This window comes from Streptomyces actuosus, from assembly GCF_016921115.1.
GTDB classification, from domain to species: domain Bacteria; phylum Actinomycetota; class Actinomycetes; order Streptomycetales; family Streptomycetaceae; genus Streptomyces; species Streptomyces actuosus_A.
On record NZ_JAFFZS010000020.1, the window covers coordinates 82,349 to 109,331 of the forward strand.

The 26,983-nt window shown below is 70.8% G+C and carries 22 protein-coding genes, 1 tRNA gene and 3 pseudogenes; 11 read left to right on the forward strand and 15 right to left on the reverse strand.

Going from position 1 to position 26,983, the window contains the following annotated elements; genetic code table 11:
- Positions 1–216 precede the first annotated feature (216 nt).
- Both JS756_RS23265 and JS756_RS23270 read right to left on the reverse strand, forming a co-directional pair.
- The gene (locus JS756_RS23265) at positions 217–678 is read right to left on the reverse strand and encodes a potassium channel family protein (RefSeq protein ID WP_205385164.1); all 462 of its coding nucleotides are present in this window, start codon (positions 676–678) and stop codon (positions 217–219) included.
- 77 nt (positions 679–755) lie between these two features.
- On the reverse strand, positions 756–2,078 hold the full coding sequence (locus JS756_RS23270; protein ID WP_205385122.1) for a chloride channel protein: 1,323 nt from the start codon (positions 2,076–2,078) through the stop codon (positions 756–758).
- Between the two features lie 305 nt (positions 2,079–2,383).
- Between JS756_RS23270 and JS756_RS23275 the strand changes: the two genes are divergently transcribed.
- Positions 2,384–2,836: a DUF7144 family membrane protein gene (locus JS756_RS23275; protein WP_205385123.1), complete on the forward strand. Its 453-nt coding sequence runs from the start codon at positions 2,384–2,386 to the stop codon at positions 2,834–2,836.
- A 504-nt stretch (positions 2,837–3,340) separates the two neighbouring features.
- On the opposite strand, the gene JS756_RS23280 is transcribed toward JS756_RS23275, so the two are convergent.
- Complete coding sequence (locus tag JS756_RS23280; RefSeq protein WP_205385124.1) at positions 3,341–4,594, reverse strand: PP2C family protein-serine/threonine phosphatase; 1,254 nt, start codon at positions 4,592–4,594, stop codon at positions 3,341–3,343.
- A 234-nt stretch (positions 4,595–4,828) separates the two neighbouring features.
- Positions 4,829–5,215 carry a VOC family protein gene (locus JS756_RS23285; protein WP_205385125.1) on the reverse strand — a complete coding sequence of 129 codons (387 nt, stop codon included), beginning with the start codon at positions 5,213–5,215 and terminating at the stop codon, positions 4,829–4,831.
- Between the two features lie 487 nt (positions 5,216–5,702).
- Here JS756_RS23285 and JS756_RS36900 point away from each other — a divergent pair, with 487 nt between their 5' ends.
- Entirely contained in the window at positions 5,703–6,113 is a 411-nt protein-coding gene (locus JS756_RS36900) for a hypothetical protein (protein ID WP_307790924.1), read from the forward strand.
- 189 nt (positions 6,114–6,302) lie between these two features.
- The gene (locus tag JS756_RS23295; RefSeq protein ID WP_205385126.1) at positions 6,303–7,091 is read left to right on the forward strand and encodes an alpha/beta fold hydrolase; all 789 of its coding nucleotides are present in this window, start codon (positions 6,303–6,305) and stop codon (positions 7,089–7,091) included.
- 419 nt (positions 7,092–7,510) lie between these two features.
- Here JS756_RS23295 and JS756_RS23300 read toward each other — a convergent pair whose 3' ends face one another.
- The 6 genes and pseudogenes from JS756_RS23300 to JS756_RS23325 form a co-directional block, all read right to left on the reverse strand.
- Positions 7,511–8,695 (reverse strand): FG-GAP-like repeat-containing protein, encoded by a 1,185-nt coding sequence (locus JS756_RS23300; RefSeq protein ID WP_205385127.1) that lies wholly within the window; start codon positions 8,693–8,695, stop codon positions 7,511–7,513.
- 319 nt (positions 8,696–9,014) lie between these two features.
- Positions 9,015–9,353: a type II toxin-antitoxin system PemK/MazF family toxin gene (locus JS756_RS23305; RefSeq protein ID WP_205385128.1), complete on the reverse strand. Its 339-nt coding sequence runs from the start codon at positions 9,351–9,353 to the stop codon at positions 9,015–9,017.
- Positions 9,347–9,715 carry a hypothetical protein gene (locus JS756_RS23310; protein WP_205385129.1) on the reverse strand — a complete coding sequence of 123 codons (369 nt, stop codon included), beginning with the start codon at positions 9,713–9,715 and terminating at the stop codon, positions 9,347–9,349. The genes JS756_RS23305 and JS756_RS23310 overlap by 7 nt, the downstream gene beginning before the upstream one ends.
- A gap of 89 nt (positions 9,716–9,804) precedes the next feature.
- A complete protein-coding gene (locus tag JS756_RS23315; protein ID WP_205385130.1) occupies positions 9,805–10,719 on the reverse strand; it encodes a hypothetical protein in 915 nt (304 codons plus the stop codon).
- Positions 10,720–11,002: 283 nt separating this feature from the next.
- Entirely contained in the window at positions 11,003–11,143 is a 141-nt protein-coding gene (locus JS756_RS36905; protein ID WP_307790928.1) for a DUF397 domain-containing protein, read from the reverse strand.
- Positions 11,097–11,924, reverse strand: a pseudogene (locus tag JS756_RS23325) (DUF5753 domain-containing protein); the annotation flags it as partial. The pseudogene JS756_RS23325 and the gene JS756_RS36905, both read right to left, overlap by 47 nt.
- Here JS756_RS23325 and JS756_RS36910 point away from each other — a divergent pair.
- From JS756_RS36910 to JS756_RS23345, 5 genes and pseudogenes are all read left to right on the forward strand, one after another.
- Positions 11,911–12,291 (forward strand): annotated as a pseudogene (locus JS756_RS36910) (helix-turn-helix domain-containing protein). The pseudogenes JS756_RS23325 and JS756_RS36910 sit on opposite strands and share 14 nt — an antisense overlap.
- Positions 12,292–12,342: 51 nt before the next feature.
- Positions 12,343–13,390: pseudogene (locus JS756_RS23330) on the forward strand (LacI family DNA-binding transcriptional regulator).
- Between the two features lie 411 nt (positions 13,391–13,801).
- Positions 13,802–14,167 (forward strand): hypothetical protein, encoded by a 366-nt coding sequence (locus JS756_RS23335; protein WP_205385132.1) that lies wholly within the window; start codon positions 13,802–13,804, stop codon positions 14,165–14,167.
- Positions 14,157–18,422: a DUF6531 domain-containing protein gene (locus JS756_RS23340; protein ID WP_307790931.1), complete on the forward strand. Its 4,266-nt coding sequence runs from the start codon at positions 14,157–14,159 to the stop codon at positions 18,420–18,422. Before JS756_RS23335 ends, JS756_RS23340 begins: the two co-directional genes overlap by 11 nt.
- Positions 18,419–18,856 carry a hypothetical protein gene (locus tag JS756_RS23345; RefSeq protein ID WP_205385134.1) on the forward strand — a complete coding sequence of 146 codons (438 nt, stop codon included), beginning with the start codon at positions 18,419–18,421 and terminating at the stop codon, positions 18,854–18,856. Before JS756_RS23340 ends, JS756_RS23345 begins: the two co-directional genes overlap by 4 nt.
- 325 nt (positions 18,857–19,181) lie before the next feature.
- On the opposite strand, the gene JS756_RS23350 is transcribed toward JS756_RS23345, so the two are convergent.
- A complete protein-coding gene (locus JS756_RS23350; protein WP_205385135.1) occupies positions 19,182–19,913 on the reverse strand; it encodes a transposase in 732 nt (243 codons plus the stop codon).
- Positions 19,914–20,036: 123 nt separating this feature from the next.
- Between JS756_RS23350 and JS756_RS23355 the strand changes: the two genes are divergently transcribed.
- The gene (locus tag JS756_RS23355) at positions 20,037–20,225 is read left to right on the forward strand and encodes a helix-turn-helix domain-containing protein (RefSeq protein ID WP_205385136.1); all 189 of its coding nucleotides are present in this window, start codon (positions 20,037–20,039) and stop codon (positions 20,223–20,225) included.
- Positions 20,225–21,394 carry a site-specific integrase gene (locus tag JS756_RS23360; protein WP_205385137.1) on the forward strand — a complete coding sequence of 390 codons (1,170 nt, stop codon included), beginning with the start codon at positions 20,225–20,227 and terminating at the stop codon, positions 21,392–21,394. Before JS756_RS23355 ends, JS756_RS23360 begins: the two co-directional genes overlap by 1 nt.
- Before the next feature lie 105 nt (positions 21,395–21,499).
- On the opposite strand, the gene JS756_RS23365 is transcribed toward JS756_RS23360, so the two are convergent.
- From JS756_RS23365 to JS756_RS23375, 3 genes are all read right to left on the reverse strand, one after another.
- A tRNA-Pro gene (locus tag JS756_RS23365) sits at positions 21,500–21,573 on the reverse strand.
- 33 nt (positions 21,574–21,606) lie between these two features.
- Positions 21,607–22,401 carry a Pr6Pr family membrane protein gene (locus tag JS756_RS23370; RefSeq protein ID WP_205385138.1) on the reverse strand — a complete coding sequence of 265 codons (795 nt, stop codon included), beginning with the start codon at positions 22,399–22,401 and terminating at the stop codon, positions 21,607–21,609.
- 324 nt (positions 22,402–22,725) lie between these two features.
- Entirely contained in the window at positions 22,726–23,655 is a 930-nt protein-coding gene (locus JS756_RS23375) for a metallophosphoesterase (protein WP_205385139.1), read from the reverse strand.
- Between the two features lie 276 nt (positions 23,656–23,931).
- On the opposite strand from JS756_RS23375, the gene JS756_RS23380 reads away from it, so the two are divergent.
- Positions 23,932–24,396, forward strand: a complete 465-nt coding sequence (locus JS756_RS23380; protein WP_205385140.1) for a GatB/YqeY domain-containing protein — start codon at positions 23,932–23,934, stop codon at positions 24,394–24,396.
- Between the two features lie 136 nt (positions 24,397–24,532).
- On the opposite strand, the gene JS756_RS23385 is transcribed toward JS756_RS23380, so the two are convergent.
- On the reverse strand, positions 24,533–26,773 hold the full coding sequence (locus JS756_RS23385) for a transglycosylase domain-containing protein (RefSeq protein ID WP_205385141.1): 2,241 nt from the start codon (positions 26,771–26,773) through the stop codon (positions 24,533–24,535).
- Between the last annotated feature and the right edge of the window lie 210 nt (positions 26,774–26,983).

The following is a 26,983-nucleotide window of genomic DNA, read 5'->3' on the forward strand; positions in this document are numbered from 1 at the left end:
CGGCGGGGCGACCGACGGGTGACGGCGGCGGTGTGTTTCGGGGCCCGTGCGGCGTGCCGACCGGGGGCCTGGGGGCCCGGTGGTCGTGCGGGCAGGAGATCCGGTGGACCGGTGGTCGTCACACCGACGGTTCGGCGGACCGGCCGTCACGCCGGCCGCCGTCGTCACGACCTGCCGTCGTGCCGGCGGTTCGGGGCGGCCCGGGGGCGCGGGGGCTCAGCCGTCGCCGCCGTCCCCGATGCGTTGGGCCAGCAGATTGTGCACCCGGCGGCTGAGGGCCGTGGCCCCGGCGGTGACGAAGACGAAGCCGTACAGGATCTGCACGACGGCCACCAGCCGGGCCAGCTGCCCCTGCGGATGGATGTCGCCGTACCCGACGGTCGCGAGCGTGACGACGGTGAAGTACAGGGAGTCGACGCGGGTGGAGAGGCCGTAGAACTCGCCGGGGCGCTTGGCCAGAGCCAGGTAGGTGGTGGCGAACACCAGCACCGACAGGCAGATCAGGAGCGGGATGACCAGGCCCGGGCGGGTGTCCGGCCGGTCGAGGAGCACGTCGCGGATCTGCCGCAGCAGCAGCACGGCGATCAGCGCGAGGGCCGCGCCGAACAGGATCCAGCTCAGCAGCGGGTGGCGCGGGCCGAGCCTGTCGATGGGCAGCAGGAAGTAGGCGGCGATCATGGCCGTCGCCGCGGTCGGCTGCAGCAGCCAGGGCAGGACGCTGTGCCACGTCGCACGGACGCCGTGCCCCGGGCCGGTCACGACCCGGCTCGCTTCGGGCGCCGCACGGCCTGCGCGACGACGAACGCCACCACCGACGACACGACGATCAGCGGTGTCTGGTCCGGGGCGTCCTTGCCCAGCAGCAGGATGGCCAGCAGGGCACTGGTCAGCGGCAGCCCGGTGACCGTTGCGGCCGCCGCCGCCAGACCCACGCCGAGTGCCGGCGTGACACCGAGGCCGGGAAGCCCGGAGCAGGCCATCGCGATCGCCGTGCCGATCAGCAGCGCGGGGAAGATCGGACCGCCGCGCAGCGAACCCAGGCTGACGCCCCAGGCCAGGCCCTTGCACAGGGCGAGCGCGAGCAGCGTTGCCACGGACCAGGCGTGCGGGTCCGCGGCCAGGTCGGCGAGGCCGGCCTGACCGGAGAGCGCCGCCTCCTCCGGTGAACGGTCGGTGAGCAGCGCGTACGCCGTGATGCTCACGCCGACCGCCGAGGCGCAGGCGACCGTGCGCCACCAGGTGTGCCGTCCGGTCCATCCGGCCGTGACGCGGCCGAGGCCGTGGGCGAGGGAGACCATCGCCGCGACCAGCGCCGCGGCCGGCACACCCCACAGGAAGTCACCGGCATCCGGATTGGCGCTCGGCGGGATCTGCGGCAGGGTCAGCGCGCCGGTACTGAAACCGGTCCACTGGCCGAAGCCGGTGAAGACCAGGGCACCGGTGGCGCTGGCGAGCAGGGTGGGCAGCAGCAGGATGACCATCTGGGGCCCGGCCAGCCCGGCGGCCTCTATCACCATCACCGCCGCGACGACCGGTCCGCCGAGGATGGTGGAGATCGCGGCGGTGGAACCCGCGGTGGCCAGGACCAACGCCGCCCGGGGATCGGCGCCCGCACCGACGGCACGCACGGCCAGCAGGGCGAGCCCGCTGCCGACCGCCATCAGCGGCGCCTCCGGACCCAGCACCACACCCAGCGGCAGGGTTCCGAGCGCGGCGAGGAGGACCCCGGGCAGCGCCTCCGGCCCGAGCGGGGGGCCGCCGAGGCCGTTCACCGGCACATGTCCGCCGCCGCCCGGCATCCGGGTCACGATCGGGGCCAGGATCAGCCCGGCCAGCAGCAGCGCGGGCAGGGGCCACCACCAGGGAGCGCGGTCGTATCCGGCCTGCTCGGGCAGGGTCGTCCACACCCAGTGCTGCAGCGCGTGCTCCAGGCTGACGAAACCGAAGGCCGCGAGCGAGACGGGTACGCCGAGCAGCACGCACAACAGGAGCCCGCGCCGGTAGCCGCGGCTGAGCAGGGTCTCGCGCAGGTTCGGCCCGGGAGTCTGCTCCGGAGCGGAGGCTGCGGTGGCGTCCATGCTGTGGCTCCCGCGGGTCGGTGGGCGGTCGGCGGCGGGCGGTCATCGACCGGGCGGGGCGGCGAGTGCGTTCAGTTAACGGCAGAGCCGCGCCCCCCGCACGTCGGACCCCGGGCCGGGACGACCGGCAGATCGAGCCCACCGGTTCCGCCCACCCGTTCGGCCCGGCCCGCGTGGCGGCCCGGTCGGCGCACGGCAACGCTGAAGCCGAGCAGCCCCTCTCGCCCCGCCGCTCCGCCCCGCCGCCACCGGGCAGCGGGGGAACGGGATCCGGAGGCGACGGGACGCAGAAAGGACCTAGTCCCATGACCCAGGCAGCACAGCCCACCGGCAGCCCGCAGGGCCGTGCCGACCACTCCACCGCGTCGCAGCCGCCCTCCGGTGGCGACTGGGTGTCGGGCGGCGTGATGTTCGCCGCGGTCCTGATGCTGTGCAGCGGCGTCCTGGCCGTCCTGCAGGGCATCGCGGCCGTCGCCGAGGACGACGTGTACGCCAGGATCGGCACCTACGTGTACGAGCTCAACCTGACCGGCTGGGGCGTCGTCCACATCGTCATCGGCGCCCTCGCCGTGATCACCGGAATCGGTCTGTTCCAGCAGCAGACCTGGGCGCGCTACGCCGGCATCTTCCTGGCCTCGCTGAGCCTCGTCGCCCAGTTCCTGTTCCTGCCGTACGCGCCGGTCTGGGCGGTGATCATGATGGCGATCGACGTCTTCGTGATCTGGGCGCTGGCCTCCTGGCAGGAAGCGGCGATCTGAGCCACGGCCCGCACCGGCCCGCCGCGCCCTCTCCGGCGGCCCGTCCCACCCCGCCCGCCGGTGCCCGAGGCCCGGCGGGCGCCCGTCCGCCCGCACACGGGCACCGGCCGACCATCACCCTCCGGCGGCCCCCCGGGTACCCGGCCCCTTCGGCGGTGCCACGTCATGGGCACACGGTTCTTCGGCGGCGTCACGTCATGGGCACACGAACCCTCGCGGGCTCGCCCGCGGAGGCCCCTGGACGGCTGCACACGGGCCGTCCCCTCGGCCGCTCACCTGCGGACGTGCCTTCGGCGGCGCCCGCCCGCACGACGCTCCGGCGGCGCTCGCCCGCACGGTGCTTCGGCGGCGCACGCGACGGCGTGGCCCGGGTGGCTCGCACGCACCTGCTCGGTGGCGCGCACACGGAAGGCCCTTCAGCGGGTGACAGGTGGACGGCCCTTCAGCGGGTGACAGGTGGACGGCCCTTCAGCGGTGCGCACGGGAGGACGGCCCCTCACCGGTTCACAGGCGGACGACGATGAGCGCGACGTCGTCCTGGCTGCCGCTGGCCACCCCGAGCCGTGCCAGCAGCGTGTCCGCGAGTTCCTCCGCCCCCAGCCGACACCACTCGGTGAGCAGGTCGGTCAGCCGGCGCAGGCTGGTGTCGACGTCCTCGTCCCGACGCTCGATCAGCCCGTCGGTGTACAGCACCAGGGTGTCGCCGGGCCGGTAGTGGATGCTGGCCTGCGGACGCGGCACATGCTCGGGCCGCGCGCCCAGCGGCGGGTCGGTCGCCTGGTCCAGCAGCTCGGTACTGCCGTCGGCGTGCACCAGCACCGGCGGCAGATGGCCGGCGCTGCTGTAGCTGATCAGCTTGCTGCGCCGGTCGACGATCGCCTTGAGCGCGGTCGTGCCCAGGGCGCCCTCGATCGAGCGGGCGTACAGGCCCAGGACCTCCAGGGCCTGGGCGGGGCGCTCCAGGGCACGGATCGCGGCCGACAGGGCGCTGCGCAGCATGCCCATGACCGCGGCGGCCTCCAGGCCGTGGCCGATGACGTCACCGACGGCGAGCGCGAGCCGGTCCGGTGGCAGGTCGACGACGTCGTACCAGTCACCGCACACGTTCAGCGACCCGGTGGCGGGCAGGTACCGGACCGCGATGTCGTGGGCGTGGTGTGCCAGGTCCGGGGCGTGGAGCATCGCCTGCTGAAGGGTCACGGCCACCTTCCGGTCCCGGGTGTGGGCGCTGCGGAGCTCGTCGTTGAGGCGTTGCAGCTCCCGCGCCCGCGCGTACAGTTCCGCCTCCAGCGACCGCTCCACGTCCCCGGTCCCGTCGTCCCCGGCACCGGCGGTTCCGGAGGCCCGCCGGTCCCGGACGAACGCGGTGACGTCCTCCACCCGGTGGATGATCCACGCCACCTCCCCGTCCTGGCCCAGGACCGGCGTGTTCACCGGCGACCACCACCGCTCCTCGAACACTCCGGGCCGGCTGACGACGGGGATGTCGTACTTCTGCAGCGCCATGGTGTCGGGCCTGCGGGTGGCGAGCACCCGGTGCAGGGAGGCGTCCAGGTTCCGCACCCCGTCGGCGTCGGGGTCGTCGGGGTTGTCGGGGAAGGCCTTGAAGATGTACTGCCCCACCAGGTCTTCCCGCGTCCGCCCGGTCGCCCGCAGGTAGGCGCGGTTGACGTCCACGATCACCAGATCCGGACCCAGGACGAGATAGGGGCTGGGGGTGGCGGCGAACAGGGCCGCATGATCAACCTCTGCTGCCATGTGAGCGGCCCCTCTTCTGGTCCTCTGGTCCTCTGGTCCGATTCGCCGGTTCCCTCCCCCAACCTATGGTCCGCCCTCCGGGCCTGCTCGGCCTGCGTCACCCGCCTGGCCGCCCGCGGGCGCCGCGAGCGGCCGGACCGCGGGCTGCCACCAGCACCGGCGCCCGGCGTACACCCGTGGCCGCCCCGACGGTGGCACCGGCGGATCGAACGTGCCCGGTGCACGGGCCCGCGATCAGGGGCGGCGGCCCGCCAGGACGCAGAACTCGTTCCCCTCCGGGTCGGCGAGCACGACCCAGCTCTCCTCGCCCTGGCCGACATCGGCACGTCGGGCCCCCAGGCCGAGCAGGCGGCGGACCTCCTCGTCCCGCTCCCGGTCGGCCGGGCTGACGTCGAGGTGGATCCGGTTCTTGACGGTCTTGCCCTCGGGCACCCGCGCGAACGTCAACGTCGGCGGCACCGGCCCGCGCCCGTTCCCACCGCCGGGCACCGCAGAGGGGCCGATGGTGACGAGCCCGTCCTCCTCGTCCTGCACCTCGTAGTCGAGGACCGCGCACCAGAACCGGGCCAGAGCGCGAGGGTCGGCGCAGTCGATCGCGAGCTCGGTGAACCTGCTGGTCATGTCAGGGCCTCCAGTCGGGTAGCGGGTCCGCGGAGGGCTGCAACACGCCAACCGCGGTCCTCAACGGCGATGCACGCAGACGCGGGTGGCCGTGCCCGCCGCGGCAGCCTCCCGCCGACACCACCACACACCTGGCCCCCGACCCTACGGCGCCGCGGACACCCGGATGCCTGGACGCCAAGTTCCCGGGGCACGCGACACGCGGACGTCCGGGCCCTGGACGTCCGGGAGGGCGTAGCCGCCGCCGTGGGGTGGCCGCCCCCGGCCACCGGCCGGCCCGCTCGTCAGGACCCGAGCCGCACCCGCTTCCCCGCCCGTCCCACGCCGGCCTCGGCCTCACGCACCCCCGCCCCACCGGATGCCCGGTCCGGCCCGGTCCGGCCCGGTCCGGCCCGGTCCCGGCCCCCGGCACTCCCGTCCCCGACCAGGCCCGGCCCTACGGAGCACTCCGGAACCGCGCAGGGCGCAGGTGATGTCCTGTCACCCTGTGGACACACCGAACGCGAGATCCGAGTCCCGCCTCCCCGCGGCGGGGGCCGTACTGTTCGGAGCCGCCATGGGCTGCGCCGGCTGGACGCTGACCGTCTGGGCCCGCGCCTACTGCGACGCGGGCTACGAGGCCGGCGGACGCTTCGAGCTCAACGTCCTGCTGCCGTTGGCCGTGGCGGTCGAAGCGCTGCTCGGGCTCGTGGCGTTCGCCGCCGGCCGAGGCCTGGCGCCGCGCGCGCCGGCGCCCCTCCGCCGCGCACTGCCGGTCCTGTTCGTGGTGGCCGCCACGGTGCTGCCGGCCTGGTGGCTCTTCGCGACGCGGGGCACGCTCGACGGCTACCACGGTGACTCCGGCCTCTGCCCCGCGAGCAACATCCCGCCCCCGTGGCCCGACTGGCTCCCCGCCTGACGAGAGGACCTCCTGCCGCACTCGTCCTTCTCCCGCGCACCCCACCCCGGCCCCGCAGTGGGGACGAGCACGGACAGGTACCTGGGACACCGGCAGCTGGGGACCCTACGGATCCCGCGGGGCGGCGAGACGCGGCCGGTCCTCGGCCGGCCGCGGCCGGATCCGGGGAACGCCTCTAGCCTGAGTGGTATGGCAGTGGTCCGGGCCGGAGGCGTGCGGATCGCCTACACGCGCACAGGCCGCGGGCCGGCGCTGGTACTCGTGCACGGAGCCGGCCTGGACGGCCGGATGTGGCAGCCGCAGGGGGAGGATCTGGCCGACGCGTTCACCGTCGTCGCCTGGGACGAACCCGGCTCCGGACGGTCCGGCGACCTGCCGCCCGGCTTCGGGCTCCCGGACTTCGCCCACTGCCTCGCCGCCGTGATCGAGGACGTGGGCCTCGGCCCCGCCCACGTCGCCGGACTGTCGTGGGGCGGGACGGTCGTCCTCGAGTTGTACCGGCAGCGCCCGGACCTGGTCAGGACGCTGCTGCTGGTGGACACGTACGCCGGCTGGAAGGGCTCCCTGCCTCCGGAGGAGGTCGCGGCCCGCGTCGAGGGAGCGAAGCGGATGCTCGCGGTCCCGCGTGAGGAGTTCGACCCGACCCTGCCGGGGCTGTTCGCCGGCGATCCGCCCGCGCCGTACGTGCCGCTGCTGGAGGCCATGGGCCGGGACGTCCGACCGGAGACGATGCGGGCGCAGCTGTTCCTGATGGCCGAGGCCGACGAGACGGACCTGCTGCCCCGCATCGAGGTGCCGACCCTCCTGCTGTGGGGCGAGCACGACGCGCGCTCACCGCTGAGCGTCGCCCGCGCCTTCCGGGAGGCGATCCCGCACGCCGAACTGGCCGTGATCCCCGGCGCGGGCCACATCAGCAACCTGGAGGCACCCGAGCTCTTCCAGCAGACGATCCGCACCTTCTGCCACGCCCACCCCTAGGCCCCCCTAGGCCCCCTGGGCCCGTACCGGCCCGGCCACCCCGACGCCGCGGGGAGGGGAGCCGCCCTCGTCTCCCTACGGCGCTGCAGCCGCACGACCCCCTCCCGGCCGAGCCGGACCTGGCCGACCGCGCTGCGCTTCCTCACCGGGCGCCCGGGCGAGCACCTTCGAGAAGGGGTGAGTGCCGGCAGCCTGGACGACGAAGGCCAAGGAAACGTCGAGCACGCTGCCCCGGACTTGCACGCGCCTTCAGAGGTCCTGACAAAGGCGTTGGACGTGGCGGTGCGTGATGAGGCAGGTGGCGAGGTCGAGAAGAAGCCTCGTGGCGCGTGGGGGGCGTGGTCATGCCGGGCATCTTCCCGCCACGACCGCGAACTCCCACTCTCGTTCGGCCAGTCACGACTCAGCACGGGCCCGGGTCAGAAGCCTCCGTTGTCCAGGCCCCACCAACTGGCGTTGTTCCACTCGCCCGGCCGTAGACCGCCGGTACCCAGTCCCTGGTACTGGACCAGCCAGTCGCCGCTCTTCGCGAGAAGGTCCCCGTGGCCGTCGGCCGACCAATCGCCGACGGCCGTGAGGGAACTCATGGCGTTCCAGCCACCCGTACCGATCAGCACTCGGGAGCCGAGATACCCAGCCTTGCCGGGGTAGAGCCACAGCTTCCCGGTGGACTTCTCCACGGCGACAAGGTCGGCACGCCCGTCACTGTTCATGTCGCCTGCCCCGACCAGGGCCCGCATGCCGTTCCAGCCGCCGGTGCCGATGAGCTTGCGCGCGCCGAGACCCCCGGCACTGGTCCCTGGGTAGAGCCACAGCTTCCCGGTGGACTTCTCCACGGCGACGAGGTCGGCTCGGCCGTCCCCTGAGAGGTCACCGAACGCGGTGACCTCCGACATGCCGTTCCAGCCACCGGTGCCGACGAGCTTGCGGGAACCGAGGCCTCCGGTGCCCGTGCCGGGGTAGAGCCACAGCTTCCCCGTCGACGCCTCGCGGGCGATCACGTCCTCGCGGCCGTCGCGGCTGAAGTCACCGTGCCGGGTGAGGGCGTTCATCGCGTTCCAGCCGCCGGTACCGACCAGGCGGCCGGTGTTGTCACCGGGCAGGAACCACAGGCGCCCGGCTCTGTCGCGGACCAGCATGTCCGATCTCCGGTCGGCGTTCATGTCACCGAAGCCGGACAGCTTGGGCACGGTCGGCGCGTACCAGTACGGGTAGGCGGGTCCTTCGCATTCCCGAACGGTACGGACCAACTTCAGCGAGCTGGCGTAGGGATCCATGCTGGTGGCGTAGGTCTCTCGCGGCTCGTAGGTGCTGTAACCCCTCGCCAGACCGTAGTTGGCATCGTCGTAGAGGCAGGTGGTCAGGGACGTGCGGTTGATGACCGTGTTGAAGCTGTTGTCCCACGTGCCCAGCGTCGCCTTGCTCGCGTTCGTCTTGAACATCGAGCCCGTGCCGTCACCGGTCCTCCACGCACAGAAGTACCCCGACGGGCAGTCGCTGACCGCGGCCTGCGCGGGCGCCGCACCCGCGCCGAGCAGCCCGAGCGAGGTGAGCCCCAGCGTCGTGGCCAGGGCGGCCGCGCGCCGAAGCAGTGATATACGCATGTCCTTCCCTCCCTATGACGACGCGGAGAGATACTCGACGCGCCGCGGAAGCGAAGATATACCGCCGCTCGAACCAGGCCATCAGAGGGCGGCGGGGCTGCTGAGGCCCATGTGGCTGCTGATGCCGGCGGCCAGGTGAGATCGGCATCGTCAGGTGATGGTGTCCCGGAACAGCCCCACGGTGGGGAAGACTTCGGAGGAGGAGCGCGAGGCGGTCGACCTGGTCCTCAAGCAGATGGAGATCGTGGCCGCCCTGTGGGCGCCCGCGGCGAAGTAACGGTAGTGCGACGGGGGCGGGGTTCCCTGGGGCGGGTGACGATCACGCCAGCCCCATGATCACGCGAACGCACTCCTCCACACGCCGCATCTCGCTCGGATCCAGCAGGCCGAGACGCCGCCGGAGCCTTGGTTTGTCCACGGTGTGCAGGTCGGTGCAGTTCACGTAGGACTCGTCGTACTTGGTCACCCCGCAGTCGGAGCCGACCGGGACATGGGTGGAGGCAGGCCCGGGTGTCCCTGTGATCACGGCGACAGTCACTGCCGACAGTGGTTCGGCAACGCGATTGACCGTGAGAACGACCACGGGATGCGGCCCGATGGGGTTGGGCAGGGCGCAACCCCAGACCTCGCCGCGCAGCGCCGAGCCGGTGTTCACCATTCGATCTCGTCGGCTGCGGCCAGCTCATCTTCGGTCGAGGGCAGAACGCCTTCGGGTGTCGGAGCCTGGCCACCCTTGTAGAAGTCGCGGATCTCCTGAGCTGCGGCAACCTCGGTGGCCTCGCGAGAAAGCAGGCGAAGCCCCTCGCGCAAGGCGTCGGAGAGCGAGTGCAGCTTGAGGGTCTGCATCACTCGCTGCAGATCCGCCAGTTCGTCCGGACGCAGCCGCACCTGAGCCACGCTTGTCGTACCGCTGCCGGCTTGCTTCTGACGGGTGCCTGAAGTCCGGGCTGTCGTGGTCGAGGTGCGCTTCTTGGCCTTGGTACCTGAGACGTGGCTCTTCTGCTCCGTCTTCGGGGGCACTCCTACCTCCCTTCTCCGGGTGTATGACAATTGTCGTACACCCAGTGTCATTCTCGTGTCCCTTCTGGTCAAGCGCCCTGACCGCCGCCTCACGCGACGGCAGGGAGGCGTCCCTCACGCCGTCGGCAGTCACGGCAGCGGCCGGGTTGCGCCGAGCGGAATCCCCGGTCGCAGCCGTCGCAGTTCCGCAGGGGCACGGCGGCCGGGCCTGCCGGGTGTTCCGCGCCTCTCGGCGGTGCGGACAGGGGGGTCTCTTTGAGCCGGTAGGCGAGGATGCCGACCGGGCGGGTCAGGAAGTGGTCCGGGAGCCGTGCGGTGAGGTGGTCGGTGATCTGGGTGGGCAGGAGGCCCGCCGCGAGCCATCGGGTGACGGCCGGGGCGAGGCGGGCGGCTTCCTGTTCGGAGAGGATCAGGCGGGGGTCGATCCGGCGCAGGTTGGCGAGGACGGCGATGGCCTTGGGGTCGGCGTCGGCGAGCGGAACGGCGACCGGCGTCTGCGTCTCGGCCGGGGCGGGCGCCGGCGCCGCTTCCGGTACGGCCGCCGACGGGGGCGTGACCGCCGCAGTGCCGGGTCGCTTCCGGGGCCGACGCGGTCGGGGAGGCTCGGGCGGGCCGTCCGGATCGGGCTCGGGGTCGGGCTCGGGCTCGGGAGCGCCGTCGGGGACGTCGTAGAAGTACGTGCGGGTACGGACCTGCCCCGTGGGTGTCCGCTCGCGGCGGCGTTCCAGGTATCCGGCCTCTTCGAGTTCCCTGAGGGCCCGGGAGATGAGGATCTCGCCCTCGGCGAAGTGGTCGCACAGGGCGGTGATGGTCACGGGGGTGCCGTCGGGCAGGGAGAGGATGTAGGCCGCGACGCCGACCGTGACGGCGCTGCCGCGTCGTTGCGCGAGGGCGTTGGAGATCACGGTGAAGTCGGCCGTCAGCCGGGTGCGGACGTGGATCACGCCGGAGGTCGGAGCTCCGGCGGCAGCGCGCAGGGGCGCGTTAGACTGCGGGTCAGCCATCGGGAAGCGTGCTTCTTCCTGATCGGTCAGGCCCTCGATCGGGACGGCAATCCCGGCCGGGGGCCGAAGTCTGTGTGCGGTTGTCGCGGCGAACGTAACCGCCCGTATCCCGCACCTGCAAGCCGGTCACCCGGACGAGTGACGCGGGCCGTCCGCCCGGGTAGGGCGGGCGGGCGGGTGGTTCTTTCCCCCGGTTCTTTGGGGAGGTCAGCGGCCTGCCGGGCCCTCGCGGACAGGGGTCCGGTGAGCCCGACGCGCGGACGGCGACCAGAGCCCGGCGGGCTCAGCGACGGTGCCCCTCGGCCTTCAACTCTCCTATGAAAGCCGCCCAGGAGGCGGCCTCGAAGTACAGCGCCGGACCGTGCGGAACCTTGCTGTCACGGACGGGGACGACGGCCTCCTGGAATCCGTCGGCCACCTCCACGCAGTTGCCACCCTCCTGATTGCTGTAACTGCTCCTGCGCCAGACGGCGCCGTTCAGTTCGGGACGGGAGATTCGAGCCATGGCGGTTGTCCTCCAGCACGGATCGGATCATGTCGAGTGACATGAGCGGGGGCAGAGCTTCCGCCCGCAGCCGACCGTAGGCCAGTGAGAAGCCCCTGACCTCGTCCGGATCCTCGATGAGTTGGCCGTAGTGCGCGCCCTCGGTGTAGGCGATCTCCGAGTCGTCCGGCATGGTGAGAACGGTGAGCGAGCCGCCCATCACATCGTGCTCACCCTGATCGAACGGCAGTACCTGCACTGTGACATGACGATCCGCCCCAGTCGCCAGCAGGCGTCCCAACTGCTCGCGCATCACCGCCTGGTCCGGACGCTTGAGCACCGCCTCGTCGAGGACCACCCACAGCTCGGGCCGGTCGGGCATACGAAGGCGCTCCTGCCGCCCCATGCGAACGGCGACCCGCTCCGCCAACTGCTCTTCGCTGCCGAGCGTCCGGCCGACGCTCAGCACGGCCCGCGCGTACGGTTCGGTCTGCAACAAGCCCGGCACCACATGTGCCGCGTACTCACGGATGACCACCGCCCGCTCCGAGTACTCCATGAACTTCCGCGACCAGTCCGGAAACGCCTCCCGGTACACATACGGCCACAGCTCCACCAGCAGGTCGTCCGCGCCCTCCTCCAGGGGCCGGGCGCCGCCTGAGCCGCCCACGCAGCCCTCCCCGACTTCCCGACCAGGAGCCGCCCCCTTGCACCGATCCACGCCCGCGCTCGTCCCCCCCCAGGCCGTCCGACGCCCCTCCGCCCCGCCTCTACCGCCCCGAGGAGTCGCCGACACCCTCGGATGCTCGGCCTGGTGAGTCAAGGACCGCGCGCGACGGCGCCTGATACCGCACACCCGGGTCGGCCGCGCCTACCGCTTCACCGCCGAGCACCTCCCCGAGATCATCCGCCTCTACGAGCAGCGGCCGGCCCAGCCCGCGCCGCCAGTCGCACGGGCGACCGAGCCGCTCTCCGAGCCCGGTACGCAGACCGGCTCCGCGCAACCTCGCCGCCCTGTCGTTGCTCCGACTACCCGCCTGCGGGCCCGCCCGCCGCGTCGACAGCAGCAGTACGGCACTGTCGCGTGACCCGATCGAACCTGCCGTAGACGAGGACAAGGAAGAGGGGGACAGCGGAACTTGGGTTTCGCGGAGAAGCGCGGAAACTACTGGCGTGGCCGGTACAAGGTCGCGCCCGGCAAGCACAACACGGTCGTCGACGAGAACGGCAAGGCGATCAGGTTCGCCACCAAGGGCGAGGCCCAACGGGCAGCGGCCGAGGCCGGGAACAAGTACCGTCGCGGCGACTGGCGCGACCCGGCCCTCGGCCAGGAGACCTTCGGTGAGTACGCGAACCGCTGGTACGAGGCCCAGGACCTGGCGGCCTCGACCATGCAGAACTACAAGCGCCACGACGACAGCTACCGCACCATCGACTCGATGGACTGCCTGTCCGCGCTGGTTGCCAACCACATCGCCCGCACGAAGCCCAAGCCGTGCCCCTGCCACGGCAAGACCCACGTCTTCCGAGGACAGGGCGCGGCCCGTACCGGGGGCCACCAGGGCGCGAAGCTCGTCGACGTCGCCCGTCGTGCCGGCGTCTCGACCGGCACGGTGTCCAACGTCCTCAACCACCCCGAACGCGTCACCGAGGCCACGCGAGCGAAGGTCGAGCAGGCCATCGCGGACCTCCGGTTCGTCCGGGGCGGCGTCGTGCCAGAGCATGCCCCCCCACTGGCGCAGGAACGGTTTCGCGACCTGGCTGTTCACGCCGGCGGTCTCCGGCTGGTACCCGAAGAAGGCACCGCAGGAGCCACGGCCGGTACCCCTGCTCGGCGAGCCTTGGCCAGGCGTCCCGGCACGGGGACGGGGTGCAAGCGCACGAGCCGACGCCTGCTGGCTCCCGACAGCCAAGGGACTCACGCCCCACGGCCTTCGCCACACCCACCGGACGATGATGGAGGACCTGGGAACCGAGACGGTGCTCATGGACGAACGCATGGGTCACATCGACGGCTCGGTCTCGGCGCGCTACGCCCACGTCACCCCGGGAATGCGACAGCGCCTCATGCTGGGGCTGACCGAGCAGTGGGAGGCGGCGCTCGACGTTCGCCTGACTCTCTGTCCGACGTCGCCAGTGCGTGTGCTGAACGATCTCTTGTGCGCCCGCGCGGCAGCCCTCTGGTAGCTGTGCGGCACCTGTACCGGTGTGATGCTTGGTTGATTCGGGGCCTGCGTGACGTCGGTCTCCGAGATCCGGTGGTGGCCTTGGAGACCGACGTTGTCGTATGGGGTGGGCGCCGGTGTCGAGGAGTCCGGCCGGGTATGGGGAGGTTCCTACAGAAGGCGGTGCGGGCTGTTCGACGGCGAGCAAGTCGCCACACGCCTCCCGTCGTGGGACAGGCCGGCTCGGTTGCAGTACATAACCACCATGAGGCGAATGCTGGTGCCTGGTCGGACGAAGGCGATGAACTCGAACTCATCCACGGCGTGCCCGCTGCCGACACATTACTTGCACGTGCCTTCAATATGACCTTTCCTTGGCCCTTCTCCCCTAGGGTCGGAAGCTGCAATCGCGAACCGGGGGGAGACGGCAGCGATGGGCGACGGCAAGGTCCCCGGCAAGGTCCTGGACATCAAGACCGCCGACATCAAGGCGGCGGCACCGGCCTTCCACCAGGGCGCCATCGATCTGAGCAAGGCCTTGACCACCTTGGTCAAGACGCTGGACGGGCTCGGGGAGCCCTGGGGGCACGACAAGCAGGGCAACGAGTTCGGCAGTGCCTACAAGCCGCAGCAGAAGAAGATCGAGAGTGCGGCGGCCATCCTGGTGCTCGGCCTGACGAGCATTCACGAGGCCATGGTGGACATGGCCGACGGACATGTGGACCACGACGAGCTCGTCGCCGGCATGTTCACCGAGGTGAAGACCGGCGAGCAGAGCGGTGGTGGCGGTGAGCATTGAGGACGAGGCCCGCCACATCCTTCTCAAGTTGGGCCTGTGGTGGCCGGAAGCCGACTCGGGCAAGCTGCGTGATGCGGCGAACGCCTGGCGTGCCTTCGCCGGTTCCGTCGACGACGTCCGCTCACCGGTGCACCGCAGTGCGTCGTCGGTCGTCCACAACAACACGGGCGAGTCGATCGAGGCGTTCGAGAAGTTCTGGAGCCGGTACGCCACGGATCACGACGACGGCTGGCTGAAGGACCTGGCGGACTCCGCGCGGGAGATGGCCAAGGCACTCGAGAAGTTCGCCGACGCCATCGACGACGCGATCAACAAGCTGTGGACGCAGATCGGCATCGACGCGGCCGTCATCGCGGGCGGTGTGGCACTGGCCTTCTTCACTGCGGGCCTGGCCTCGGGGGCCGCCGCCGTGGCGGCGGAGGCGGTCGTCGAATTCGGCGCCACGCTGGGTGTCGCGGTCTCCACGACGATCGCCGAGATCGCCGCGGGCGCGCTGGTCGCCGCGGCGTTCGGCGGCGTCGAGTCGGTCACGGTCGACCTCGCCGTGGCACAGCCCCTGAAGATGGCGACCGGCCTCCAGCACGGTTTCAGCCTCGACGAGGTCAACCAGGCGGCACAGGACGGCATGATCTTCGGCGGTGCGCTCGGCGCGGGCGGCGGAGTGCTGAAGGCGGGCATGGAAGGCGCGCTGTTCGACAGCGCTCCGCTACTGCGCCCGCCGTCGCTCCGCCCCGACCTGGTGGAACTGGGGCCAGCAGCCCGCAGCGCCGAGCGCACCCCGTGCGTAGGCGAGCCGATCGACGTGGCGACCGGCGCCATGCTCATGACGCAGACCGATCTGACCCTCCCGGCCGCTCTCCCCTTCGAGTTCACGCGCACGCACCTGTCCTCGTACCGGGGTGGCGTCTGCTTCGGCCCGACCTGGATCTCCACCCTGGACGAGTGCCTCCAGATCGACGGCGAGGGCGTCGTCTTCGCCGCGGCGGACGGCATGCGCCTGGTGTACCCGGTGCCCGAACCGGGCGTTCCCACGATGCCGGTGAAAGGCCCGCGCTGGCCCCTGGAGTGGGACGGCAAGCCGGACGGCGCGATGACGGTCACCGACCCGGCGACCGGCGTGATGCGCACCTTCGCCGCCCCTGTCCCCTCCCCGACCTTCGGCGTCTTCCACCTGGCGCTGGACTCCTGGAGCGACCGCAACGGCAACCGCATCGACGTCGAACGCGGCGACGAGGGCATCCCCTTCGGCATCCGCCACTCCGGCGGCTACTACGTTGCCGTCGACACCCAGGGCCCACGCATCACGGCCCTGCGCCTCCTGGACGAGCCGCCCTCCCGCTACCGCCCATCAGCCGCGCCCGACGAGGGCACGCTCGTCATGCGCTACGCCTACGACACCGCCGGCAACCTCACCGAGGTCATCAACTCCAGCGGCGAACCCCTCCGCTTCACCTACGACACCGAGAGCCGCGTCACCCGCTGGACCGGCCGCAACGGCACCTGGTTCTCGTACGTCTACGACGAGCGGAGCCGCGTCGTCCGCACCGACGGCGTCGACGGCATCCTCTCCGGGACACTGACGTACGACGACGAAGAACGCACCACGACGTACACCGACTCCCAGGGCCACACCTCGGTCCACCGGTACAACGCCGAGGGCCTGGTGGTGGAGGAGACCGACCCACTCGGGCATGTCACCCGCACGGAGTGGGACGAGTACGGCGACAAGCCTATGACGGTCACCGACGCCCTGGGTCACACCACGCGTTACGCCTACGACGACGCGGGCAACATCACCGGACTTAGCCTGCCCGACGGCTCGGTCGCCCGGGCTGCGTACAACGCGCTTGGCCTGCCCACGGAAGTGGTCGAGCCCGGCGGGGTGGTCTGGCGGCACACGTACGACGAGAGGGGCAACCTGCTCAGCACCGTGGACCCGGTCGGCGCCGAGACGCGGTACACGAACGACGCGGCGGGCCGCCCCACGGCGATCACCAACGCCCTCGGCCACACCCGCACGGTCGCCTACGACGACGCCGGCCTGCCCGTCACCCTGACGGACGAGATGGGCCACACGACGGCCATCCGCCGGGACGCCTTCGGTCGGGTGGTTGAGATGACGGACCCGCTGGGCCACACCACACGCCTCGGTTGGACGACGGAGGGCAAGCCCTCCCTGCGCGAGCAGCCCGACGGCACCCGGGAGTCGTGGTCCTGGGACGCGGAGGGAAACCTTCTCTCCCACATTGATCCAGCAGGTCATACGACCCTGCACACCGCGGCCCATTTCGACGTACCGGCCACGAGAATCGACCCGGACGGCGCCCACTACGCGTTCTCCTACGACACGGAACTGCGTCTGACAGAGGTCATCAACGCGCAGGGCCGCACTTGGTCGTACACCTACGACGAGTCAGGTCGTCTCGTGACCGAGACGGACTTCAACGGCCGCACGCTGACGTACACGCACGACGCGGCAGGTCGGGTGACTGCGCGGACCAACGGAGCCGGGGAGACTTTGCGCTTCGCGCGGGACGCGTTGGGGCGGCTCGTGGAGCAACGGTCGGACGCGGACGACGTCACGACATTCGCTTATGCGGCGGACGGCCGCCTCGCACAGGCGGTGAACGCGGATGCGGACGTCGCGTTCACCCGGGATGCGATGGGCCGCATAGTGAGCGAGACCGTCAACGGCCGCACCACCACGTACGCCTATGACACGCTGGGCCGCCGGGTCCGACGCGAGACCCCATCAGGGCTGGCCTCGCACTGGACATACGATCCGGCGGGCAGGCCGACACAGCTGTGTTCCGAAGCGGGCGCGCTGACCTTCACGCATGACGCGGCAGGGCGCGAGACACAACGTCACTTGGGCAGCGGTGTGGCCCTCACGCAGACCTGGGACGCGGTCGACCGCCTTACAGCCCAATCTCTCACAGCGGGTGCGCACAACCTGTTGCAGCACCGCGCGTACGCCTACCGGGCCGACGGCCACCTGACCGAGATCCGAGAGCTCACAACGGGCACGCGCCGCTTCGACATCGACACGATGGGCCGAGTGACGGGTGTACGCGCCCATGGCTGGAGCGAGACCTACGCGTACGACAGCGCCGGCAACCTCACTGACGCGTCCGCGGCCGCCCATGTCGCCGCAGGTGGTCGTGACATCGACGGCATGCTGGTGCGGCGGGCAGGCGACACCACGTACTCCTATGATTCCCAGGGCCGCCGGACCCAGAAAACGCGCAAGCTGTTGAGCGGGCAGGCGAAGACGTGGGCGTACGCCTGGAACGCGGAGGACCGGCTCGTCGAGGTCGTCACGCCCGAGGGTGACCGATGGCGGTATGCCTACGACCCGCTGGGACGGCGCATCGCCAAGTTCCGCTGTCTGGCGGATGGTTCGGAGGCCGACCGAACGGACTTCACATGGGAGGAGACTCTTCTCGCCGAGCAACTCCTCACGAGCGGCGGCGTCACGACGTGGGACTACGCCCCCGGCACACATTGCCCCGTCGCCCAGACCACCAGCAGCCACGTGGTCGGTCCTGCGGGTGCGTCCTTCCTTTCCCGGCTCGCCGAGGAGACCACGGCCGACCATACCACTCACTTCCACGCCGTCATCACGGACGCCATCGGTACCCCGACCGAACTCGTCTCTCCCGACGGTGACGTCGCCTGGCAGCGGCGTACTACCCTCTGGGGCACACAGTTTCCGACACCCGCAGACGACGCCGAGTCCGTGGATTGCCCCTTGCGTTTCCCCGGCCAGTACGCCGATGCGGAATCCGGTCTCAACCAGAACTTCCACCGCTACTACGATCCCGAGACTGCGGCGTACCTCTCCCCGGATCCGCTCGGTCTGGAAGCCGGTCCGAACCCGTACTGGTACGGCCCTCATCCGCTCACCTGGACGGACCCCTACGGTCTCGCGCTCTGCCGCACCACTCCAAGGCTGGAGAACGGGAACCCCAAGGAGGGGTGGCAGCACATCGACGAACGTCACATCTCGGGGACCGCCCAAGGCGGCCACGGCGATCTGATGCCCCCGTCGACCACCCGTGGGCAGGTGGAGAAGGCTGTGAGGACAATGATCGAGCGAGGTCAGCGGGTATCGGATCCCGGGCGCCGGATCCAGACCTTCGAGAAGAGGATGACCGTGAACGGCATGTCGGCCCGATATCGGCTCATCGTCGACTCCGAGGACGGAAACCGCGTCATCACCTTCTTCCCGGTAGGAAAGAGCTACACCCCGTGATCAATGTGCAGTTCACCGTACGGCCCGGTCAGGGCGACGCCAGCGGGTTCGATCTGGGCGACATGGCCGTCACTGGGGATCTCGGCACGGCCGACTCGGCCGGCCATATCCCCGATCAGGGCATGATGATCTACCTTTCGGCCGTCCAGTTGCTGGACAGCCTGGGTTCCTTTCTCCGGGGCAACGCCCGCATGCTGAGCTTCACCGGTGCCGACACCTCCTTCGGCCTTGTCGTGCGACGGACCAAAGACGGCCTGTCGGTCGCTGGTAAGGACGGAGTCGTCGCACGGACGACGGCGCCGGAACTCGCCTCCGCCGTGATCCGCGCGGCAGAGGACCTGGGTCCCGCCCTCCCTCCGGAAGACCCGGTCGCATCCGACTGGGAAGCTGCCCTCGCCGCCTTCCGTCCTCTCGTACCGGGCAGGAAGGGATGAGTGCCGACAGCCTGGATGACGAAGGCCGAGGAAACGTCGAGCACCCTGCCCCGGACGTACACGCGCCTTGAGACCCGCTCGCCGTTGCCTGGTGCGGTCGCCCAGCTCATGGAGAGCCACCCCGGCTCACGGGTACAGCCGGAATTGCAATTCAGACAGACGGCGGCGGCTCACGCGGAGGCTGAGGTGCCTGAGGTGCCGTTGAACACGCGCACGATGGCGGGGGCATGGCGTCGTCGGTCTCGACGACGGCCGAACCCTGGTTCTGGATCACTTTCCGTGCCGCAGCCACGGAGGGTCACCACAACCGCGATCATGAACGGCCTCACGCCGCGAGGAGGACCCGCTTGCGGAGCAGGTCGAAGTTGGCGCGGCCGAACATCTGCCGCTTGATCATCTTGATCTTGTTGTTGTGGCCCTCGACGGCACCGGAGCTGTAGGGCAGGCTGAGCCCGGCGACGACGGCGTCGAGGTCCTGGCCGAGGCCGGTGACGAAGCCGTGCAGGGCGGGCACGTCGTCAGCCTGCACGCCATCCATCCACTGACCGAGGTCCTGGCCCCGGCGGTCGTTCATCAATTCGGCGAAGGCACGGACGTGTTCGGCGGTTCGGTCGAGGGCGGGGCAGCGGGCGAGAATCTGCTTGGGCTGCTGGGCCTGGTCGTCGTCGAGCCGGTCGGGGTGGCGGGTGATCCAGCTGGTCACGTCGCGCACGGACGGCGCTTTGCGGGGCGGATCGTCGTGCGGGAAGGCTTCGCGGAGCCCTTGGACGTACCTTTTCACCACGCTTTCGCCGCCGGGATAGCCGCGCTCGCGGACTTCCTCGAACAGCCGACGGGCGACGGTGCAGCCTTCCGCCCACCGCTGATGCAGGTAGGGCTTGTAGGGGTCGAGGATGCTGGTCCGGCCGGTCCACCGTCCCACCAGGAGCTCGTCCGCGGTGGCCGCATGGGCGAGGCGGCGGACGGTGTTGCGGGCCAGGCCCAGCCGACGGGCGATCGGCCGCAGCCCGAGCCCCTCATCCATCAGGGCGTGGACGACCGCGTGCTGCTCGCGCACCCGGTCGGACAGACGGCCCGACTGCCGTGGTTCATCCGGAGATGGCGACGCAAGCTCCGGGCACTCCAGGGACACCGCCCGCGAAGCCCTGAAGGACGAACTCGCCCTGGAAGGAGCCACAGCATGACCACTGCCGCGCCCGAACTGCTCACCGTGCCGGAGGTCATGACCCGGCTCAAGGTCGGCCGCACCAAGGTGTACGACCTCATCCGCACCCGCCGCCTGGTCTCCATCAAGGTCGACGGATGCCGCCGCATCCCGGACGACGCCGTACGCGCCTTCATCCGCCACCAGATGGGAGAAGCGGCCTGATGACCAAGCGTCGTAGCCGCGGTGACGGCGGCCTGCACTGGGACGAGAAGAGACAGCGTTGGATCGCCACGGCGAACCTCGGCTTCGACCCGAGCGGGAAGCGGATCGTGAAGCGGGGGAGCGGCAGGACCAAGACGGAGGCGAAGAACAAGCTAAAGGAGGTACTGCGGGACCATGAGGACGGCCTCGCCGTCGCGCCGACCAACTACACCGTCAAGGACGCGGTCACGGACTGGCTCGCCTACGGCCTGGCCGGCCTGGACCCCAGCACCGTCGAAACCACCACGCTCCTGAGCGAGAGGCACGTCATTCCCTCGCTCGGTGCGCGCAAGCTCCGCGACCTCAGCGCGGAGGACGTGGACCGCTGGCTTGCCGAGAAGGCGCAGAGCCTCAGCACCCGGACCCTCCAATCGATCCACTCGTGCCTGAACCGCGCAGTCAAGCGGGCCATGGCGCGGGACAAGGTCAAGCGCAACGTCGTCGAGCTGTGCTCGGTCCCCCAGGGGCGGGCCGGACGTCCCTCCAAAGCGCTGACGTTCGCGCAAGCAGAGGCCGTGCTCAAGGGCGCCGAGGGGACCTCGATGCACGCCTATGTCGTCCTCGCCCTGCTGACCGGCGCCCGCACCGAGGAACTGCGAGCCCTCACCTGGGACCACGTCTTCCTGAAGGGTCGCCCCGAAATGGACCCGCCGCAGCCTCCCCACATCGCCGTCTGGCGGTGTCTCCGGTGCACCGGAGACACCAAGACCCGGAAGTCCCGGCGCACGCTCGCACTGCCGGCGCGCTGCGTCGAAGCCCTCTGGCAGCAATTCGAGGATCAAGGCTGGGACCGGCTCGCCGCTGACGACAAGTGGGAGGAACACGGCCTCGTCTTCTCCTCGGCCGTGGGCAAGCCGCTCGACGCCGCCAACGTCCGCCGCGCCTTCCGCCAGGCGCTCAAGGATGTCGACGGCATCAACGTCGACGAGTGGACGCCCCGGGAGCTCCGGCACAGCTTCGTGTCGTTGCTCTCCGATCGCGGCGTCCCGTTGGAGGAGATCTCCCGACTCGTCGGGCACTCCGGGACGGCCGTGACCGAGGAGGTCTACCGGAAGCAGATCCGGCCCGTGATCCAGACCGGTGCCGTGGTCATGGACGGGATCTTCGGGACCGATCCGCAGCACTCGTAGTCACCCGGTAAGACTCACAGATCGATAGTCACGCAGTTAGACACGCAGCAAAGCCAGAGGGCCCTCACCGAATCGGTAAGGGCCCTCTGGCCTGCTACTTGGCTGTCGGGGTGGCGGGATTTGAACCCACGACCTCTTCGTCCCGAACGAAGCGCGCTGCCAAGCTGCGCTACACCCCGGCGTCGCTGCTCGTCGCGGCGACGTCGTTTACTTTAGCCCACCGGCGGCCGGAGACGAAATCCGGTTTTCCCGTGGTGGTGGGCGCGGTGGCGGACGAGGTTGGGGCGGATGTGGTCCACGGCCACCAGCAGGACGGCCAGGGCGTAGAAGGAGAGGCCGAGGAGCAGCGCGTTGGCGAGGATGCTCTTGTAGCCGTGCTGGTCGACGTCGAGGAAGGGGTAGAGGTAGCGGGCCGGGGTGCCGGGGAGGAGGAGCTCGCCGCGGGCCAGGGAGAAGACCAGGTAGGCGGCGGGGTAGAGCATCCACGTCGCGGCCTGGCGCAGGTGGAGCGCGGCGGGGGCGGTCATGAGGAGCCAGTCGAGGACGGCCGCCGCGGGGACGACGGTGTGCAGGAGGTGGTGGGCGAGCGTGTGCCATCCCGTCGAGGCGGTGGCGTCCGCCATCGTGAACGGAGGGGCCGCGTTCGTCAGGACCAGGTGGTAGACCAGGGCCGAGAGCACCACGTACAGGAGCGCGGCACCGGTCACGGCCGAAGGGAGCGGGCGGCGGGCCGTCCAGGCGCGGCGGGCCGAGAAGAGGCACACCAGGCACAGCAGGATACTGCTCTGGACGGTGAAGTAGCTCAGGACCCGGGCCGGGCTGCCGAGCATCACCGCCAGGGTCACGCCGCCGGCCGCGAGGGCGGCGACGAGCAGGCGGTAGGCCGCGGTGAGGGGATGGCGTACGGGGGTCACCACCGCGGCGGCCGGGACGGGGGAGCGCAGCGGGGCGGGTGTTCCCGGGACCGCGGGCAGGTCCGGGATGTCCTTGGGTATCGGGGCGGTCATGCCCTCACGCTAGAAAAAGCGGACATCCAGGGCGATGCGGGCGGGCTGTTCGGGTGATCCCTGGTCGGTCCTACCGTGCGGCTCCTTCGCCCCGCCCCCGGCCGGTACGGTCCCTGCCTGCCTGCCTGCCTGCCTGCCTGCCTGCCTCGCCGGTGCCGTGTCCGCTCGGCCCGTGTCTGATCGGCCTGCTCCCGTGCTCGGCCTGTGCTCGACGCGTCCGCGCTCGTTCCGCCCGCGGCGGTGCCCACCTCCCGTGCGGGAGGTGCCCGCCGTGCGCGGTCCTGCCTGTCCCGCTCGGCGCCGGCGCCGGCGCCGGCACCGGTGTCAGTCCCGTTCGACCAGGGTCAGCAGCGTCGCCTCCGGCGGGCAGGCGAAGCGCACCGGCGCGTAGCGGCTGGCGCCGCAGCCCGCGGAGACGTGGAGGTACGACGTGCGGCCCTCCGCCGTGTGCGTGGACAGGCCCTTCACGCGGTCGGTGTCCAGGTCGCAGTTGGTGACCAGGGCGCCGTAGAAGGGGATGCACACCTGGCCGCCGTGGGTGTGGCCGGCCAGGATCAGGGGATAGTCGTCCGCGGCGAACGCGTCCAGCGCGCGCAGGTACGGGGCGTGCACCACGCCCATCGACACGTCCGCCGCGCCCGACGGACCGCCGGCCACCCGGGCGTACCGGTCACGCCGGATGTGCGGGTCGTCCAGGCCGGTCAGTTCGACCGACAGGCCGCCGTCGATCTTCAGCACGCCGCGGGTGTTGGTCAGGTTCAGCCATCCCGCGGCGTCGAAGCCGTCGCGCAGGCCCTCCCACGGGTTGTGGATCGCGTCGACCACCGGAGGGTTGCCGTTCAGGCCGTGGCGGCCGGACGCCTTCTCCAGCAGGTAGCGGGCGGGGTTGCGCAGCTTCGGACCGTAGTAGTCGTTCGAGCCGAAGACGTACGCCCCCGGGAACTCCATCAGCGGGCCCAGCGAGTCCAGAACCTCCGGTACGCCCTCGGGGTCCGAGAGGTTGTCGCCCGTGTTGATCACGAAGTCGGGGCGCACGCCGGCCAGCGAGCGCAGCCAGCGCTGCTTCTTGCGCTGGCCGCCGACCATGTGGATGTCGGAGACCTGGAGAACGCGCAGCGGGCGCATGCCGGAGGGCAGGATGGGTACGGTGACCCTTCGGAGGCGGAAGGAGCGGGGCTCGAAACCCGCGGAGTAGATCAGTCCGGCGGCGCCAACCGCCGCGATTCCCAGGGGAACTCCGTATCGCGCGCGCATGTCCCCATCGTGTCAGACCCGGCGGGGGAGCCGGACCAGGCGTCACCGCTCACGGCGACCCGTCGGTCACGATCCCCGCGGCGCCCCGCCCGCAGAGCCCCTCGAGGCCGCCGGACCCCCGAACCTTGGGCCCCCGGACCCCCGGAACCCTGGGCCCCAGCCCCCCAGCCCCCCAGCCCTCAGACCCCGATCCCACGCCCCGTTTCCGGACGGCAGGTGCCGTGTTGCCGTAAATGCGGGGGCGGTCGGTGTCGTGGACCTGCGACAATCAGAGCCATGACCACGCTCAAGTCGAAGCTGCAGGAAGACCTCAACGCCGCGATCAAGGAGCGCGACGAGCTCCGCTCCTCGACGCTCCGGCTGACGCTCGCCGCGATCACCAAGGAGGAGGTCGCGGGCAAGGAGAAGCGCGAGCTCTCCGACGACGAGGTCCTCAAGGTGATCACCCGTGAGGCGAAGAAGCGCCGCGAGGCCGCCGACGCCTTCGCGCAGGGTGGCCGCCCCGAGCAGGCCGAGCGGGAGAAGGCGGAGGGCGAGGTGCTCGCCGACTACCTGCCCAAGCAGCTGTCCGACGAGGAACTGGACGCGATCGTCGCCCAGGCCGTTCAGGAGGCCCGTGCGGCCGGCGCGGAGGGGCCGAGGGCCATGGGCGCCGTCATGAAGATCGTGAACCCGAAGGTGGCCGGGCAGGCCGAGGGCGGCCGGGTCGCCGCCGCGGTGAAGAAGCTGCTCGCCGGCTGAAGGCGACCGCCCGCACCGCCGTCGGCAGGCGGTGGACGACGCCGGAGACAGACGGCAGACGACGCCGGGGGCGTCCTCCCGAACGGGGAGGACGCCCCCGGCGTCGTCGTGTGGGGCGGGTGAGGCGGGCCCGGGGTCACGGCCCGTTGCCGCCGGAGCGGCCGTTGCCCGTGCCGCCTCCGATGTCGTTGCCCTGGAACAGGCCGCCGGGGAAGGAGAAGGTGGGGTCGGGCGAGGGGCCGCCGTGGTTGCCGCCGTTGCCCGGCTTGTCGCGGTTGTCGCCGCCGTTGCCGTCGTCCGGCTTCTCCTTGACCGGGTCGGGGATGTCGACGAGGTTGAAGTCGGGGGCGTCCTTGCCGTCCAGCGCCCCGGCCATCATGTCCTTCCAGATCGGCGCGGGGACCTGACCGCCGTAGACCTTGCCGTACCAGACGCCGCCGATCGAGATCTGCTGCATCTTCCGCTTGTGCGCCGGGTCACCGACCCACACCGCGCCGGCCATGTTGGGCGTGTAGCCGACGAACCAGGCGGCGTACCGCTCGTCCGTGGTACCGGTCTTGCCCGCGCTGGGGCGGTTGGCGAGGCCCGCCTGCCGGCCCGTTCCGTCCTCGACGACGCCCCGCAGCAGCGTGTTGATCGTGTCGGCGGTGTTCTCGGACATGGCCCGCGAGCAGGTCGACTTCGGCACCTCGATCGACTTCGTCTGGTCGCCGATGCGCTGGCTGATCGACTCGATGGCGATCGGCGTGCAGTACATGCCGCGCGAGGCGAAGGTCGCGTACGCGTTCGCCATGGTGAGCGGGGACATCTCCTGGGTGCCGAGGGCGATGGACGGGGCCTGCTGGAGCTTGCCGCCGTCCGCGCGCTCGACGCCCATCCGCTGGGCCATCTCGGTGACCGGGCAGATGCCGACGGCGGCGATGAGCTGCACGTAGTAGGTGTTGACCGACTTGGCGGTGGCTTCCTTCATGGAGTACGGGCCGACCTCGGCCGCGGTCTCGTTGGTGAGCCAGACGCCCTTCTCGTTCCAGATCCTGCCGTCGCACGCGGAGATCGGGTGCGGGTACTGCATGCGGTACGGCGAGGAGTACATCTGTGTCGCCGGGGTACCGCCCTCCAGCGCGGCGGCGGCCACGATCGGCTTGAACGTCGAACCGGGCTGGTAGCCGGCGCCGCCGCCCATCTTCCGGTCGACCGAGAGGTTGATCGTCGTCTCGTTCTTGCCGAAGCCGTACGGCCGGGACTGGCCCATGGCGAGGATCTTGCCGGTGCCCGGCTCGACGATGCTGGCGGCGGTGGCCACGTCGTCGTTCTTCTTGACGTGGTCCTTGACCGACTCCTGCAGCGAGTCCTGGGACTGCGGGTCGAGAGTGGTGCGGATGGTCAGACCGCCCTGGTTCCAGATCTTCGCCCGGTCCTCGCGGGTCTTGCCGAAGACCGGGTCGGTGAGGAAGACCTGGCGGACGTAGTCGCAGAAGAAGCCCGCGCCCTTGACGGCCGTGATGCAGCCGTTCTTGGGCTTGCTGACCTTCAGACCGAGCGGCTTCTCCTTGGCCTGGTCTGCCTCCTCCTGGGAGATGTCGCCGATCTCCGCCATGCGCTGCAGCACGACGTTGCGGCGCTTGGTGGCCTCCGCCTCGTCGTTGACCGGGTCGTAGCGGCTCGGCGACTGGACGATGCCGGCCAGGAGGGCCGACTCCGGAAGGGTGAGGTCCTTGGCGTGCTTGGAGAAGTAGCGCTGGGCGGCGGCCTCGACGCCGTAGGCCTGCTCGCCGAAGAAGGTGATGTTCAGGTAGTTCTCGAGGATCTTCTTCTTGCCCAGTTCCTCCTCGACCTGGATCGCGAACTTCAGCTCCCGGATCTTGCGGCCGATGGTCTGCTGGGTGGCCTGGGCGACCTTCGTCGGGTCGTCGCCGGCCTCCTCGATGAACACGTTCTTCACGTACTGCTGGGTCAGCGTGGACGCGCCCTGGGCGACGCCTCCGCTCTGCGCGTTCTTGTTCAGCGCGCGCAGGACACCCTTGAGGTCGACCGCGCCGTGCTCGTAGAAGCGCGAGTCCTCGATCGCGACGATCGCCTTCTGCATGTACGGCGAGATGCTCTTCAGCTGCACCACCGTGCGGTCGCGGGAGTAGACCGTGGCGATCTGCCCGCCCTCGGCGTCGAGGATCGTGGTGCGCTGGCTCAGCGGTGGCGTCTTCAGATTGGCGGGGAGCTCGTCGAAGCTCTCCACCGAACCTTTGGCGGCCAGGCCCAGCGCGCCGACCGCGGGCAGGGCGATGCCGGCCAGCACCGCTCCCGCGAGCACACTGACACCGAGGAACTTGGCGGCCTGCTGCGTTGGCGACAGACCACCGCCCGAGCGCTTCTTTGGCATGGGGGCAGCCTAATCCGTACTCCTGAGCGTTCCGAAGGAGCGGTCGCTCCCCGGCGACTCCGCGTCCTTGCGGGGCGGCGCCTGTATGCGTCTGCCGGCCCGGCCGTCCCGCTTGCGCGCGGCGGCACGGCGACATGAGAGGACCGGCGTTTGCATTCGCCGGACATGCGTACAGGCCTTGGCCTAAGCTGCTCTCAACTGTCACAGCAG

Bases quoted from the DNA above. Each gene is read 5' to 3' on its own strand.
- JS756_RS23315 (WP_205385130.1), bottom strand. From the start codon at position 10,719: ATGGCTGACCCGCAGTCTAACGCGCCCCTGCGCGCTGCCGCCGGAGCT.
- JS756_RS23355 (WP_205385136.1), top strand. From the start codon at position 20,037: ATGACCACTGCCGCGCCCGAACTGCTCACCGTGCCGGAGGTCATGACC.
- JS756_RS23380 (WP_205385140.1), top strand. From the start codon at position 23,932: ATGACCACGCTCAAGTCGAAGCTGCAGGAAGACCTCAACGCCGCGATC.
- JS756_RS23280 (WP_205385124.1), bottom strand. From the start codon at position 4,594: ATGGCAGCAGAGGTTGATCATGCGGCCCTGTTCGCCGCCACCCCCAGC.
- JS756_RS23375 (WP_205385139.1), bottom strand. From the start codon at position 23,655: ATGCGCGCGCGATACGGAGTTCCCCTGGGAATCGCGGCGGTTGGCGCC.
- JS756_RS23270 (WP_205385122.1), bottom strand. From the start codon at position 2,078: ATGGACGCCACCGCAGCCTCCGCTCCGGAGCAGACTCCCGGGCCGAAC.
- JS756_RS23265 (WP_205385164.1), bottom strand. From the start codon at position 678: ATGATCGCCGCCTACTTCCTGCTGCCCATCGACAGGCTCGGCCCGCGC.
- JS756_RS23385 (WP_205385141.1), bottom strand. From the start codon at position 26,773: ATGCCAAAGAAGCGCTCGGGCGGTGGTCTGTCGCCAACGCAGCAGGCC.
- JS756_RS23285 (WP_205385125.1), bottom strand. From the start codon at position 5,215: ATGACCAGCAGGTTCACCGAGCTCGCGATCGACTGCGCCGACCCTCGC.
- JS756_RS23300 (WP_205385127.1), bottom strand. From the start codon at position 8,695: ATGCGTATATCACTGCTTCGGCGCGCGGCCGCCCTGGCCACGACGCTG.
- JS756_RS23275 (WP_205385123.1), top strand. From the start codon at position 2,384: ATGACCCAGGCAGCACAGCCCACCGGCAGCCCGCAGGGCCGTGCCGAC.
- JS756_RS23360 (WP_205385137.1), top strand. From the start codon at position 20,225: ATGACCAAGCGTCGTAGCCGCGGTGACGGCGGCCTGCACTGGGACGAG.
- JS756_RS23305 (WP_205385128.1), bottom strand. From the start codon at position 9,353: ATGGTGAACACCGGCTCGGCGCTGCGCGGCGAGGTCTGGGGTTGCGCC.
- JS756_RS23335 (WP_205385132.1), top strand. From the start codon at position 13,802: ATGGGCGACGGCAAGGTCCCCGGCAAGGTCCTGGACATCAAGACCGCC.
- JS756_RS23370 (WP_205385138.1), bottom strand. From the start codon at position 22,401: ATGACCGCCCCGATACCCAAGGACATCCCGGACCTGCCCGCGGTCCCG.
- JS756_RS23295 (WP_205385126.1), top strand. From the start codon at position 6,303: ATGGCAGTGGTCCGGGCCGGAGGCGTGCGGATCGCCTACACGCGCACA.